This is a genomic window from Rhodococcus sp. 15-725-2-2b, from assembly GCF_002259075.1.
Taxonomy (GTDB): domain Bacteria; phylum Actinomycetota; class Actinomycetes; order Mycobacteriales; family Mycobacteriaceae; genus Rhodococcoides.
Genome location: NZ_NPFL01000019.1, coordinates 391,970 through 405,844 on the forward strand (window position 1 = coordinate 391,970; position 13,875 = coordinate 405,844).

At 65.5% G+C, this 13,875-nt stretch carries 15 protein-coding genes; 9 read left to right on the top strand and 6 right to left on the bottom strand.

What is annotated here, in order from left to right; genetic code table 11:
• Positions 1-85 precede the first annotated feature (85 nt).
• The 4 genes from CH306_RS22460 to CH306_RS22475 all read right to left on the bottom strand — a co-directional run bounded on the left by CH306_RS22460 (position 86) and on the right by CH306_RS22475 (position 3,589).
• Positions 86-1,420 carry an AAA family ATPase gene (locus tag CH306_RS22460; protein WP_094647971.1) on the bottom strand — a complete coding sequence of 445 codons (1,335 nt, stop codon included), beginning with the start codon at positions 1,418-1,420 and terminating at the stop codon, positions 86-88.
• Positions 1,420-1,806, bottom strand: coding sequence for a hypothetical protein (locus tag CH306_RS22465; RefSeq protein ID WP_094647972.1), 387 nt, complete (start codon positions 1,804-1,806; stop codon positions 1,420-1,422). The genes CH306_RS22460 and CH306_RS22465 overlap by 1 nt, the downstream gene beginning before the upstream one ends.
• Before the next feature lie 214 nt (positions 1,807-2,020).
• Positions 2,021-2,200 carry a helix-turn-helix domain-containing protein gene (locus tag CH306_RS22470; RefSeq protein WP_094647973.1) on the bottom strand — a complete coding sequence of 60 codons (180 nt, stop codon included), beginning with the start codon at positions 2,198-2,200 and terminating at the stop codon, positions 2,021-2,023.
• Positions 2,201-2,461: 261 nt separating this feature from the next.
• On the bottom strand, positions 2,462-3,589 hold the full coding sequence (locus CH306_RS22475) for a tyrosine-type recombinase/integrase (RefSeq protein ID WP_094647974.1): 1,128 nt from the start codon (positions 3,587-3,589) through the stop codon (positions 2,462-2,464).
• 312 nt (positions 3,590-3,901) lie between these two features.
• Here CH306_RS22475 and CH306_RS22480 point away from each other — a divergent pair, with 312 nt between their 5' ends.
• The 4 genes from CH306_RS22480 to CH306_RS22495 are packed head-to-tail and all read left to right on the top strand — an operon-like array spanning position 3,902 to position 5,879.
• On the top strand, positions 3,902-4,186 hold the full coding sequence (locus tag CH306_RS22480) for a hypothetical protein (protein ID WP_256981236.1): 285 nt from the start codon (positions 3,902-3,904) through the stop codon (positions 4,184-4,186).
• A complete protein-coding gene (locus CH306_RS22485) occupies positions 4,179-4,886 on the top strand; it encodes an alpha/beta hydrolase family protein (protein ID WP_094647975.1) in 708 nt (235 codons plus the stop codon). The genes CH306_RS22480 and CH306_RS22485 overlap by 8 nt, the downstream gene beginning before the upstream one ends.
• 16 nt (positions 4,887-4,902) lie before the next feature.
• The gene (locus CH306_RS29185) at positions 4,903-5,355 is read left to right on the top strand and encodes a hypothetical protein (RefSeq protein WP_179272743.1); all 453 of its coding nucleotides are present in this window, start codon (positions 4,903-4,905) and stop codon (positions 5,353-5,355) included.
• The gene (locus CH306_RS22495) at positions 5,352-5,879 is read left to right on the top strand and encodes a GNAT family N-acetyltransferase (RefSeq protein WP_094647976.1); all 528 of its coding nucleotides are present in this window, start codon (positions 5,352-5,354) and stop codon (positions 5,877-5,879) included. Before CH306_RS29185 ends, CH306_RS22495 begins: the two co-directional genes overlap by 4 nt.
• Positions 5,880-5,886: 7 nt before the next feature.
• Here the strand turns inward: CH306_RS22495 and zapE are convergent, their stop codons facing one another.
• Positions 5,887-6,900 carry a cell division protein ZapE gene (gene zapE, locus CH306_RS22500; protein WP_094630055.1) on the bottom strand — a complete coding sequence of 338 codons (1,014 nt, stop codon included), beginning with the start codon at positions 6,898-6,900 and terminating at the stop codon, positions 5,887-5,889.
• A gap of 34 nt (positions 6,901-6,934) precedes the next feature.
• Between zapE and CH306_RS22505 the strand changes: the two genes are divergently transcribed.
• From CH306_RS22505 to CH306_RS22525, 5 genes are all read left to right on the top strand, one after another.
• Positions 6,935-7,723 (top strand): pyrimidine reductase family protein, encoded by a 789-nt coding sequence (locus CH306_RS22505; protein WP_045195366.1) that lies wholly within the window; start codon positions 6,935-6,937, stop codon positions 7,721-7,723.
• Positions 7,724-7,769: 46 nt separating this feature from the next.
• Positions 7,770-9,332: an alpha/beta hydrolase gene (locus CH306_RS22510; protein WP_094647977.1), complete on the top strand. Its 1,563-nt coding sequence runs from the start codon at positions 7,770-7,772 to the stop codon at positions 9,330-9,332.
• Between the two features lie 62 nt (positions 9,333-9,394).
• The gene (locus CH306_RS22515) at positions 9,395-10,633 is read left to right on the top strand and encodes a glycosyltransferase family 87 protein (protein ID WP_094647978.1); all 1,239 of its coding nucleotides are present in this window, start codon (positions 9,395-9,397) and stop codon (positions 10,631-10,633) included.
• A 27-nt stretch (positions 10,634-10,660) separates the two neighbouring features.
• A complete protein-coding gene (gene msrB, locus CH306_RS22520; RefSeq protein WP_032397944.1) occupies positions 10,661-11,089 on the top strand; it encodes a peptide-methionine (R)-S-oxide reductase MsrB in 429 nt (142 codons plus the stop codon).
• A gap of 28 nt (positions 11,090-11,117) precedes the next feature.
• The gene (locus CH306_RS22525) at positions 11,118-11,576 is read left to right on the top strand and encodes a MaoC family dehydratase (protein ID WP_045195371.1); all 459 of its coding nucleotides are present in this window, start codon (positions 11,118-11,120) and stop codon (positions 11,574-11,576) included.
• On the opposite strand, the gene CH306_RS22530 is transcribed toward CH306_RS22525, so the two are convergent.
• Entirely contained in the window at positions 11,554-13,875 is a 2,322-nt protein-coding gene (locus CH306_RS22530) for a molybdopterin-dependent oxidoreductase (RefSeq protein WP_179272744.1), read from the bottom strand. The two genes, CH306_RS22525 and CH306_RS22530, sit on opposite strands and share 23 nt — an antisense overlap.

A 13,875-nucleotide genomic window follows, 5' to 3' on the forward strand; every position in this document is an offset into this window, starting at 1 on the left:
TCGTTGCGAGTGGCGGGCACCGGCGGGCACCCTCGGCGGGCAGGGGCGGCGGGCACCCAAACGGGCACCCTCGGCGCGGGTGTTTTCATGCCTCACCGAGGTCGAGTTCGGCGGCATAGGCGGCGGTGATCTTGTACCGCATGACCGGGTTGCCGGTGGCGGCGCTGGTCATCATTTCGAGGTGCCCTCGGGCCTCCAAGGTCGACCACGCCTGCGGGAACCGCTTGCCCACGGTGCGGGTGTCACCGGTGATCTTGAGTTCGTGGTCGGCCTGTAGTGCCGACTTGGCCTCGACCTTGGTGCACCCCGTCGTGCCGTGGTTGAACGTCTCGACGATGACCCGCGCCAACCGCTCGTAGATCGGTGAGGTGGCGTTGACGCGCTCGGTCGCCGGTAGGTCGAGCGGGTCCACGCCGAGGTCTGCCGAGTCGAGCACTATCGACGTCATGCCCTCGACGGCCACGGCGTGCAACTCGACCGGCTCGGGTTCTTCGATGTCCTTTTGCTTTTCGGTCTTGAGCTTGACCGTGCCTCGTTTGCCGGGTGTCATCACGAGTTCGGTCTGCACGCCGCCCTCGATAGCGGTCGACCCCCGGGCGTGCTCGGTGCCCCTGGTGGTGTGGTGTACGAGCAACACGCACGCCCCGGTCCCCCGTCGCAACGCGTCGAGGTTGTTGACGAGGATGCCCATATCGGTCGAACTGTTTTCCTCGTGGCCGGGTGTGTAGCGGGCCTGTGTGTCGACGACGATCAACGAGGGCTTACGCCAGAACAACAGACGGGCCAGCGCCACCCACTCGGCGGCGTCGGACTGCGGCGCGGCCAGGTCGACGATCCCGTCGAACACCTCGACCTCGGCGGGCTTGCCGTCGAGGCGGTGGCGTTCCCACGCGGTCAACCGGGCGTCGATCCCGCGCACGCCCTCACCCACGAGGTACACGACCCCGCCCTGCGCAACGGCCTGGCCGTGCCACGGCGTGCCGGTGGCAACCGAGGCCGCCCAATCGAGGGCCAGGAACGACTTGTAGCTACCGGGCGGGCCGACGAGGCGGGCCACGGTGTCGAGGTACAGGAACCCGTCGACCAACGGCTCTAGGGCGGGCATGGTGGCCAGGTCGGCCCGCGACCGCATGGCCCCGGCCACCTTGGCCTCGGCGTGGGCGCGGGCGGTCGCAAGCTTGTCGGCTTTCTTCCCGCTGGCCATGCGCGCAACCATGGCGTCGAGGGATTCCGAGGGCGGTGACGCCGCCGGGTTGTACCTCGTATCCTTCTGCGGCGGTGCATGTTTGGGTACTGGCCGCACCACGTGGTCGGGCAGGAACGCAGGACGGTCGCCCTCACCGCGAACCCACCGCATGGCCCGACGTTGCTGGCGGGCGTCGAGGGCTTGATACCACGCGGGTTCGTATGCTCTGGTCATCACGCCGCCCCGTGGTGATCGACGACGTGGCGGGCAATGTCGAGTTGACGAGTGAATACGGCCTCGGCCTCACCGACGCTCGTGCCGAGGTACCGCCGGTGTCGTATCCATGCGTCGTGCACGCGGGCCAGGGCCTCGGCGTCGTCCTCGACGCTCTCTAACGCCTCGTACAGTTCGCCCGAGTCGAGGTCGACCACGGGCGTCACCGTGGCGGCCATGGTGATGGTCGGGGCCGGTGCGCCGTCGTTCCAATGCTTGCGCCACTGCGCCACCGTCCCGGCGCGCAGCTCGAACGCTGATGCCTCGACCGGCGGGGCAATGCGCAATGCACGTAGCGACGAAACAAGGCCGATCACGGGGTCGGGGGTATCGTAGGTGTCATCCATGAGATTGCCTCTCAAGCTCGGCCAGTGCCCTCGGTTGGTCCCCGAGGGCATCGGCATTTCCAGGGGTGTTGCTGGTCGCTTGGCGGGCGTCGAAATACTTGGCGCGTTCACTGCGCTCGCTGGACACGGGCGGCACGTCTGGCCTTGGCGGCGTACTCGACGAAGTAGCCGAACACACTGCCCCACAACGCAATCGAGGCGTACACAGGGCTGGTCACCGTGCGGAACGAATCGGCGTGAGCAATTTGTCGAGACTGGCAGAGTCGATCCGGATACCGTGACCGGCAAGCTTGAACCCGTCGAGCTTTCCGGCGGCCAGCCACCGGCGGATCGTGGATACACCGACGCCGAGTTGATCGGCGGCGGCCTGTTGAGTGATGAGTTTGCGGGCCATGGCGGCGCTCCTAGACAGGTGTGGTCGATGAGACCAATCACCTGTCGGAGCGCCCCACAGGCGGGCTTACCGACACTGGCGTGGTTGACTGCGTTTCCCGGCGCGGTGTGATCCGCTTTTGGTGACCGGTACTCCCGTGTCCGACGTCGTGTGTGTATTGGTGGCGTTGCCGCTACCGGCGGGCCTGTGAACCCGTGCCCATAGGTCTACACGCCTGTGCACTAGTCGTCAAACGACGAGATACGTTGCGGCACTGTTTGATTACGCATGAGGCGGATTGACCAACGCCGACAACGCTGCCGCTATTGCCTTGTCCCGGCCACCGGCTACGTGCTGGTACCGCAACGCGGCGGCGGGGGTCGAGTGACCGAGGCGGCCCATGAGTTCGGCCAGAGTCGCACCCGTAGCACTGGCGAGCACAGCACCGGTGTGGCGCAGGTCGTGAAAGCGTAGATCGTCGCGTCCCGCCCTGCCCCTGGCCGTGTAGAACCGCCGATACAGCGTGGCCGGTGCCAAGTGGCCGCCATGCTGCGCAGGAAACAACAAGGCGTTGCGGTCGGGGCCGACGTGCTCGGCCAGGTGCGCCGAGAGCACCGGCACGAGGTGGGGCGGTATGGCCACGTCGCGGCTACCCGCCTCACTCTTGGGGTCACCGACCACGAACGCGCCGTCGACTCGCACCACGGCCCGCCGTATGCGGATCACCTCGTCTGTGAGGTCGACGTCGTGCCGCCGTAGCTCGGTGAGTTCACCGAACCGGAGAGCGCACCACGACGCCAACAGGATCATGGCCTGATACGGCGCGGGCATGGACCCGGTGAGCGTTTCCAACTCGGCCAAGGTGGCCGGCCGAATCTTGTGGACCCGCTTGGCCGAACCGGCCCCGCGAATGTGGCACGGGTTGGTGGTGATCTTCCCGTCACTGGCGGCGGTGGCCAGGACTGTGCGCACGAGGCCGTAGGCGTGACTGCGCAGTGTCGGTGTGCCGGTGCCGAGGTCGGTGTACCAACCGCGAATGTCGTCGGGTGTGATCGACGCCAGGGGTAGTGCGCCGAGAGTCGGCAACACGTGCGCGTCGAGCAACTTTCGGTAATGCTCACGCGTGCGCGGCTTGAGGTCGCGGTGGGTCATCCAATCCTCGGCGTACTCACGGAACGCAACGGGCTTGGCCTTGGCCGTCGCGGCGTCGGTCGGCGGTGACCACAACTCGCGGTCGATTTCTCGTCGGCGGTCCACTAGCCACGCCTCGGCGTCTATCTTGGCCGCGAACGTTGCGGGCGCGTCGTACAGCCGCCCGTCCGGCCCGGTGTAGCTCGCTTTCCAGCGACCGCTCCGGAACTGCCGTAGTCGCCCGAAACCGCGTTGCGTCCTGCCCTTAACCCCCGCCATTACCACTCACCCCTGCCTGTTTTGCACCACGTTTGCACCACGTCAGACTATATCGGTAGATATTCGTGCACAGTTCTGCGCCGCGATACTGGCCATTGAATATGCATGTCAGAGCCTTATTTTGCAGGTCGTGGGACGTGTTGCCAGTACCGCAGTGAACTAATTCAATCCCAGTATCGCGCACCACAGCAACACAACGAAGGCCCCCTTTCGAGGGGGTCTTTTTTGTGCTTGACGAATCAAATGTGGTGATTCACGCCATAGAAGTGCACAGTGGAGATGACGCACACACTTCGACGGAAGGACACTCACGTGTCGGACGAAGCTCAGAGCGAACCCACAGTCGACGACGCCACCCTGGAGGAAGCGAAGAAGTCCGTCGAGGGCCTCGACGACCGGTATCGACCCGGCGCCCGGCCCACCGTGGCCCTTCCGGGAACCAACGGGACCGTCGCCGGCACCGCGTTCGCGGACATGGTCGACGACAACGGTGAGATGGTGGACGCCGACGACCGGGACTCCGCCGGCTCCGATGACGATTCCGCCACGGATCACGCCGACAACCAGGAAAAGGTAACGTCCTCGAACGATGCCTGAACCCGAAGGTCCCGACGCCCCCGCCGACATCGATCTCGGCGGGGGTGTCGCCTTTCTGCACACGCCCGCGATCCCGTCACGGGGCGGCCTGGCTCTCACCCACGGTGCGGGCGGCAACTGCGAGTCGCCGCTGTTGCAACGCATCGCCGCAGTATGGACGGCAGCCGGGTTCACGGTGCTGAGGTTCGACCTTCCCTTTCGGGTACGCAAACCCAAAGGACCGCCGCACCCGTCCCGCTCGGCCGAGGACCGGCTCGGTATCTCCGTTGCCGTCGAACGCCTCCGCGCCGAGACAGACGGATTCATCGCGTTCGGTGGGCATTCCTACGGTGGCAGGCAAGGGTCGATGATCGCGGCCGAACGACCGGGCCTCGTCGACGGGCTCGTGCTGACGTCCTACCCCTTGCACCCGCCGGGCAAGCCGGAAAAGGTTCGTACCCAGCACCTTCCGGAACTGCGAACACCGGCTGTGCTGGTGCACGGCACGAAGGACCCGTTCGGCACCACTGCCGAGCTGAGCGCTGCGCTCGCGCTCGTCCCGGCACCTACACTGCTCGTCGACATCGAGGGCGCAGGCCACGACCTCGCTCCGGTCAGGTACGACGCGGCGACGAAAACCCTTGCCGGGGCCACCTCGTTGTTCGCTGCCCCGACGTCCGATTCGTCCGTTGACGTCCCGCTCTTCGACCCGTCACGCTGAAGTGGTCTACTAAGGCATGCCGACCTGGGGATGGTTCATCGTGGCGTTGGTCCTCGTCGACGCGGCGGTGCTCGCGGCGTGGCTGCTGGCCCGCAAGAAGCCCGGCTCGTCCTCGGACACCTCACGCCACATCATGTTCGTCGGTCTCGACGAGAGCGCCCGCGCAGACATTCATCAGCTTCTGGCCGCCAACAAGAAGCTCCAGGCGATCAAGGTCTTTCGCGACCGAACAGGTGCCGGCCTCCACGACGCGAAGATCGCGATCGAAAGCGTCCAGCGCGGCGAGCCCCTTCCGTCCTCGGCCACCATCGTCGACGCCGCGCAATCCGGTCCGACACCCTGGAACGATCTGATCCCGCGACTGCAGTCCCTCAAATCGGAGGGCAAGACGATCTCGGCCATCAAACTGCTGCGCGACCGGACCGGTATGTCGTTGCGCGATGCCAAGAACGCAGTGGATCTGCTGTGACCGTGCGGGTAGCAACACTCGGCGATGCACATCGCGTCGCCGAGGTGGCCGCGTCGACCTTTCCGCTCGCCTGCCCGCCGGGAACCCGGCCCGACGACATCGAGCAGTTCATTTCGAACGTGCTGTCGGCCGAGCACTTCGAGAACTACATCGCCGATCCGAACAGAGCCGTCCTGATCGACGAAACTGTGGACGCTCACGTGGTGGGCTACGCGATGCTCGTGTCGGGGACGCCCACCGACCCGGATATTCGCGCCACCCTGTCGCACGAGCCGACCATCGAGATCAGCAAACTCTACGTGGAACCGACCCAGCACGGCAGCGGAGCCGCGGGCCGACTGATGTCGTCGTCGCTGAGCCAGGCACGCGAATCCAGTTGTGCGGCAGCATGGTTGGGTGTCAACCAACAGAACGTACGGGCGCAGAAGTTCTACACCAAACACGGCTTCCAGATCGTGGGCACCAAGAAATTCGTCGTCGGCGTCCAGACACACGACGACTACGTCATGGAGGTGAGGCTGTGACGACCGCTCAGCCGACTGCGGCGAAACGGGACAACGCGAGCAGCCGCGACGTGGCGCGCAGATACTTCTTGCGGTAGCCGCCGGCCAACATCTCCTCGGTGAAGATCTCGTCGAGCTTGCCGCCCGACGCCGTCACCGGGATACCCGCGTCGTACAGGCGATCGGCGAGGACCACCAGGCGCAGGGCGATGGCCTGATCCGATGCCGGGTGCACGTTCTTCAGGAACACCGCAGGAATGCCGTCGAGCAACTTGCCGTAGCGCGAGGGGTGCAGCGTGCTCAGATGCGCCAGCAGCTCGTCGAAATCGTCCAGGGTTGCGCCCTCGACGGTATCGGCGCGGTCTACCAGCTCGGCCTCGGACGTGGGCTCGGGAGCCGGGGGCAGGTCGCGATGGCGGTAGTCGGGTCCGTCGACCCGGATGGACTCGAAGATCGAGCCGAGTTTCTTGATCTCCCGCATGAAGTCCTCGGCGGCGAAGCGACCCTCACCGAGCTGCCCGGGCAAGGTGTTCGAGGTCGCGACGATGGACACTCCGCGCTGCGAGAGCTCGGAGAGCAACCGAGAGACCAACATCGTGTCGCCGGGATCGTCGAGCTCGAACTCGTCGATACACAGCACGCTGTGGTTGGAGAGTTCTTCGAGGGCCTTGTTGAAGCCCAGAGCACCGACCACGTGCGTCAGCTCGACGAACGTGCCGAACGCCTTGGGCTCGGGAACGCTGTGGTAGATCGAGGCGAGCAAGTGAGTCTTGCCGACACCGAAGCCGCCGTCGAGGTACAGGCCTGCACCGATGGCCGGGGTCTTCTTGCCGAACAGACCTCGTTTGCCCTTGCCGCGGATCTTCTGCACCTTGTTCGCGAACTCCTCGGCCTTCGCGACCGCAGCAGCCTGCGTCGGCTCCTTGGGGTCGGGAATGTACGAGGAGAAACTGACGTCGTCGAACATCGCCGGCGGGACCATCTGCGCGATCAACTGATCGGAGGGGACCACGGGATTTCGGTCGACAAGGCGTGCGGGCATTTGTCGAGCGTAACGACGTGGTCTGATCTCTCTCATGCAGCTTCTCGATAATGGGACCTACTTCACATCGGAGCAGGCAGCCGACTCCGCGCCCGCCGTCGGCTCGATCCTCGACGACGATGCCATACGGGCCCTGTACTCCTACCCCACACAACTGGACCGACCGTGGATCCGCACGAACTTCGTCGCCAGCATCGACGGATCGGTCACCGCTGAAGGTAAGTCGGCGGGCCTGGGAACCCCCGCGGACGCCCGACTGTTCGGCATTCTGCGTGAACTCTGCGACGCCGTACTGGTCGGTGCCGGAACCGCTCGCGCCGAGAACTACGGCGGCGTTTCGCTGTCCGCCGAAGCGAAGGCACGGCGGGTGGCCGGTGGACTCGAACCGGTTCCGACGATCGTGGTGGTGACCGCCTCCGGTTCCATCGATGCGGATTCTCGATTGGTCACCGACGCCGACGTGCAGCCGGTGGTGCTGACCTCCGCGGCGGCGGACAGCTCGACAGTGGCCGCGCTTCGTTCGGCGGGTGCGACGGTGATCGGGGTGTCCGGCGAATCGGTGTCGACCGGCGACATCGTTGCGACGCTGAGCGACCTCGGATTCCGCCGCATCCTGTGCGAGGGCGGACCGGGACTGTTCGGGCAACTCGTCTCCGACGGGGCGGCGGACGAATTGTGTCTGACGACCTCGCCGATGTTGGTCGCAGGAGAGGCGGGCCGTATCGCCCACGCAGGCGTCGCGTCCGACACGCCCATGCACCGGGCACACGTTCTGGGCGATGCGGACGGAACGCTGCTCACGCGCTGGGTTCGTCGCCCATGAGCTGCGCGCCACCCGGCAACGATCGAAAAGTCGATAGCCTCGCACGGTGACGCAGAAACGAACGTTGCTCGCCGCGGTCCTCGTCCTCGCCACGATGTGCGCGGCCTGCGGCGCCGGCCCGTCGCTCCGACCCGACGTCGCGGTGGAACAACGATCCCCCGGTCAACCGGCGGAAACCTCGGCGGACGCGCCACCGGAACCGGTCGCGCTTGCCGTTCCCGCTACCGATCTCGCCTGGACCGACTGCACCACAGCCACACTCGGCACCTTCGGGCTCACCTCCACCACCCCCGGGCTGACACTCGAATGCGCAGAGTACGAAGCAGACGTCGATGCCAGCGGGCAGATGTTCGGCACCTTCGCCGTCGGCGCGCTGCGAGCTCGGCTCGACCGAACACCCACCGATGCGGGACCGCTGGTGTTCACGTCCGGTTCGGATCGGTCCTCGATTGCCACGTTGGCCACGATGGCCGCCGGCCCGCTCGCGACGCTGCTCGAGGCCCATCCGATCGTCGCGGTGGATCGACGCGGCATCGGCCGATCCACCGCCGTCGACTGCATCGACCCGACGACCAAAACGGACGTCGACGCGCTGGGACAGTTCACCAGATCCGATGCCGACAGCGTCGACCGCGCTGTCGACGCCGGTCGTGACGCCACGATCGAGTGCACCGACACGTTGCAGCCGCAGGAGCTCGCCTTCGGAACCACTTACGCCGCCGACGATCTCGACCGTCTGCGTCAACTTTGGGGCGTGGAACAGATCGGCCTGATCGGCTCGGGCAACGGCGCGCTCACCGCGTTGGCCTACGCAGCGAAGTTTCCGGCCAACATCTCGCGCCTGATCCTGGACTCACCGGCCGGAGTGGGTGCCGACCAGATCACGTTGGCAGAGCAGCGGACACAGGGCAAGGAAGCAGCGTTCGGTGCGTTCGCGCAGCGATGCGTCGCGCTGAACTGCTCCCTCGGCCCCGACCCGACGGCCGCCGTCGCGCAGCTGCTCCGACGCGCCGCCGGTGGCGAATTCTCACCGCTGTCCACGCACGAGATTCTCGACGGCATCACCTTCGCCCTCGCCTCGACAGCAGGCGACGCGTCGTCTCGGGCCACCGGGCTCGCCGCCGCCCTGTCCTCGGCTGCCGGGTCCGACACCACCGCGTTGTCCGCCCTCGCCGAGCGAGGCCGCAACGCCTACGGCACCGACGGGCAATTCGTGTCTCGGTGCACGGACGGGCAGCAGTGGCCATCACCGCAGGGCGTTCGCGACCTGACTTCGCAGTGGACCGACCGCTATCCGATCTACGGCACCGATGCTGCACTGACGGCGTTGCTGTGCTCGTCCTGGCCGACGGCTCCGTCCACTCCCCTGCCCACCTCTCTGGACGTTCCGGTATTGGTCCTGTCCAACGCAGGCGACCCGATCGTCGGCAACGGCGGACTGTCCTCGGTCACCGGGTTGGTCGGTGCGACCGGTGCAGGCGTCGCCTCGGCTGCATGGCAGGGCAGCGGGCATCCGAGCCTGGGCGGATCGCAGTGTCTGCAGAGCGCAGCGGTGAACTACGCACGCGACACCGCGCTTCCGACCGACGGCACGGTCTGCCCCGCCTGAGTCGGTACCCGTCGCGGGGTGTCCTTCGCCGGGACGGTCACCGCCTCGGGTACCGTTCCCGGGTGTCACTTAGCTTTCTGGAGCCGCGTTCGGGGCGGACGACCGCCGAGGTAATCAAGTACGCCCTGTGGCCGATCGCCATCATGACCGTCATCCAGCGCGTGGTGATCAAGGCGGTCAACGGTGACATCACCAACGACTTCAACCCGGTGTACAGCGCTGCCCTGGCATTTCTCAACCGTCAGCCGGTGTACACCGCGAACTTCGACTCCGTCGATCCGCACTACCTGTACCAACCGAGCGCGACGATGCTGCTCTCCCCCATCGCCGTCATCGACCCCGAGCGGTCTCGTTGGCTGTTCATCCTCGCCAGCACGATCGCCATTCTCCTGGCGTTGTACATCCTGTTGCGCATCTTCGGGTTCCGGCTCGATTCGGTCGCGGCCCCCGCTCTCCTGCTGGCTGCCTTCGTCAGCGAAACCGTCACCAACACGTTGGTGTTCACCAACTTCAACGGCTTCGTTCTGCTCGGCGAGGTGGCCTTCCTCGGGTTCCTCCTTCAGCGCAAGGACCTGTCGGCAGGCGTCGCCATGGGTTTGACTCTGGCGATCAAGCCGATGCTCGCGCCGCTCCTCCTGCTCCCGCTGATGACGCGTCAGTGGAAGGTGTTCATCACCTCGATCGCCATTCCGGTCCTGATGATGGCCATCGCCTGGCCGTTGTCGGTGGATCCGATGAACTTCATCGATCGCACGCTGCCGTACCTGCTGCAGACTCGCGACTACTTCAACAGCGCGGTCGTCGGCAACGGCCGCTACTACGGTGTCCCCGAACTCCTCACCCTCGGAATACGAGCGGTACTGGGAATCATGGTTCTCATCTCGCTGTGGCTGCTCTACCGATACTGCCGCGAGGACCGTCTGTTCTTCTTCGCCACCACATCGGGGTTGATCCTCACCGCGCACTGGCTGCTGGGCTCGCTCGGCCAGATGTACTACTCGATGATGCTGTTCCCGCTGCTGATGACCGTCGTGCTGAAGAATTCGGTGCTGCGGAACTGGCCCGCCTGGCTCGCGATCTACGGGTTCATGAACTACGACCGATGGCTCTCGGGGCGCTGGATCGAAACCGGCCGGGCCTTGGACTACCTGCGCACCACCTTCGGCTGGGCACTGCTGATCGTCGTCATCTTCGGGGTCCTCGTCGCCCGCTGGTTCGCCGCACGCAGCGAAGGGCGGTTGGAGGACGGAATAGAACCCAGCTACCTACTGCCGAGCGCACCACCAGCGAAAACGGCATAGCCCGACAAAACGTATTAGCGTGTGAGCATGAGTTCAGCTACCGACAACAATTCCGCCCCGGCCGTCCAGCTCACCGATGCACAGTGGCGCGAGAAGCTGACCCCCGAGGAGTACGCGGTGCTGCGGCAGGCAGGCACCGAGCGCCCAGGAGTCGGCGAATACACCGACACCACCACCGAGGGCATCTACGAATGCCGCGCCTGCGGTGCCGAACTGTTCCGCAGCACCGAGAAGTTCGAGTCGCACTGCGGCTGGCCGTCGTTCTTCGACCCGGCCGACAGCGACGCCGTCATCCTGAAGGAGGACACCTCGCTCGGGATGCGTCGCGTCGAGGTCATCTGCCGCACCTGCCACAGCCACCTCGGCCACGTCTTCGAGGGGGAGGGCTACCCCACGCCGACCGACCAGCGGTACTGCATCAACTCGATTTCGTTGACACTCAAGCCTGCATCCTGATCGGCGCTGCTTCGTCCATACTGTGAGCATGCGCACTTTCACGTCACCAGAGCAGATCAAAGCGGCCGTCGGCGAAGACCTGGGCACCAGCGATTGGTTGCAGATCACCCAGGAACGGGTGAACACCTTCGCCGACGCCACCGGCGATCATCAGTGGATCCACGTCGACGTCGAGCGGGCGAAGAAGGAAAGCCCCTTCGGAGCACCTATCGCCCACGGATTTCTGAGCCTGTCCCTGGTGTCGATGCTCAACTGGCAGATCTACACCATCGAGAACACCAAGCTCGGAATCAACTACGGCTCCAACAAGGTTCGCTTCATCAACCCGGTGAAGGTCGGAGCCCACGTGCGTCTGCAAACCACCCTCGTCTCGGTCGAAGAGGTATCCGGCGGAGCACTGCAGATGGTGACGGCGGGAACGTTGCAGATCGAGGGCGAGGACAAGCCTGCACTCGTCGCCGAGATCATCTCTCGGGTCGTGTTCTGACCCTGGACCGAACCGGTGGATCGAACGCTGTGATCGGCGGCAACGGCTCGTCGTAGCGTTCGATCTCCACCAACACGTGTTGGCCGGTGCAGCCGCGTGCGAGCGCCGACGATCCCTCGTCTGCGGTGAGCACGTTCACGCTCCCGTGAACGCACATCGAATCGGGATCGGCCGGATCTTCGGGGTCGTACCAGGCCCCTGTGGACAACTGGACGACAGACTCGAGCAGCGCGTCGTCGACGACCACACCGGCCAGGCACGAACCGCGGTCGTTGAACACCCGCACCACGTCGCCGTCCGACACTCCCCTGGCCCCGGCCGCCGACGAGTGCATGCGTATCGGCTCGCGGCCCCGAATTTTCGAGTTCCGGCTCACCGCACCGTGATCGAGCTGACTATGCAGCCTGGTGCGCGGCTGATTGGCGATCAGGTGCAACGGAAACTGCTCGGCCCTCGGTCCGCCGAGCCACTCGGTCGGCTCGAACCACATCGGATGACCCTGGCAGTCGTCGTAGCCGAACCCGTCCACCGTCGCCGAAAAGATCTCGATTTTCCCGCTCGGGGTGCGCAACGCGTTGCCCACCGGATCGCGTCGGAAATCCTCGAAGAACGTCAGATCGTCCTCGGTCTTCATCCGAAACGAACCCTCACGCCGGAAGTTTTCGTATTCCGGAGTGTCGACGCCGTCGGCGCGTAGATATCCGCGCCACTGCTCGTACATGTGCTCGAGCCACTGCTGCGAGCTACGCCCCTCGGTGAACTGCTCGCCCACACCGAGTTTCGTCGCCAGCTCGGCGAACGTGTCGTAATCGTCGCGGGATTCGGCGAAGCGCTCAGCGGCGGGTGACATGGCGACGAGCAAGGGATCGTTGCGCGTGCAGCTCAGGTCCGATCGCTCCAACGACGTGGTCGACGGGACGACGATGTCGGCGTGCTTGGCCATCGGTGTCCAGTACGGATCGTGTACGACGACCGTGTCGGCTCTGCCGAGCGCGCGACGCAGCCGCCCGAGGTCTTGGTGGTGGTGGAACGGATTGCCGCCGGCCCAGTAGACGATCTTGATGTCGGGATAGGTCAATCGCTTACCGTCGTAATCGAATTGGGAGCCCGGGTTCAGCAGCATGTCCGAGACGGCGGCGACCGGAATGAGGTCGGGAACGGGATTGATCCCCTGCGGCAGAGTCGGCAACGGATACGGCACCGGGGCCAGACCGGGCTCGTTCATCGACCCGTACCCGTGCCCGAATCCTGCTCCCGGAACGCCTATCCCACCGAGCATCGACGCCAAGGTGACGCCCATCCACGGGGCCTGCTCGCCGTGCCGCGTCCGCTGCAGCGACCAGGTGACCGTCACCATCGTGCGTTTCGACGCCATCTCTCGGGCCAGATCCGCGATCACCGCGGCCTCGATGCCGCAGATCGTCGACGCCCACCGCGGGGTCTTGGGTGTGCCGTCCGTGCTGCCGAGCAGGTAGCGCTCGAACTCGGGGTATCCCTCGCAGTACTTCTCCAGAAACGCTGTGTCGTGCAGCTTCTCGTCGGCCAGCACGTACGCGAGTGCCAGCATCATCGCCACGTCGGTACCGGGTCGCGGCGCAATCCATCGAGCGTCGCCGCTTATGTCGTTGCGTAGCGGACTCACGGTGACGATCTGCCCACCGCGAGCCCGCATCGCGTCGAGTGAGTCGACCGTCGGATGATCGGACGTACCGCCGTGATTGATGCCGGTGTTCTTCACCGGAACTCCACCGAACGCCACCAACAATTCGGTGTGCTCGGCTATCACGTTCCAGGATGTGGAGCGCGAGAACATCTTCCAGTGCGCGCCGAGAACGTGCGGCATGATGACACCGGTCGCACCGAGTGAGTAGCTGTGCACCGATCGCGTGTAACCGCCGATGCAGTTCAGGAAGCGATGCACCTGGCTCTGCGCGTGATGGAAGCGTCCGGCACTCGCCCACCCGTACGAGCCGCCGTAGATGGCGCTGTTGCCGTATGTGCCGACAACTCTGCGCAATTCGTTGGACAGCAGGTCGGTCAACTCGTCCCACGAGACGTCGACGAACTCATCGCTGCCACGCTTGTCGGTCGGACCCGGGCCGCGCTCGAGCCAGCCTCTGCGTACCGCGGGTGAGGTAACGCGCGATCGATGGGTCACCGACCCGACGAGGTTTCCCAACACCGGGGAAGGGTTGCTGTCGGTCACCTGGGGATGGACCGCAGTGACTTCTCGTCCGTCCGACTCGGCCCGAAACATTCCCCAGTGGCCCATGTGCTGGACGCCGGCCGCTCCGGTCAT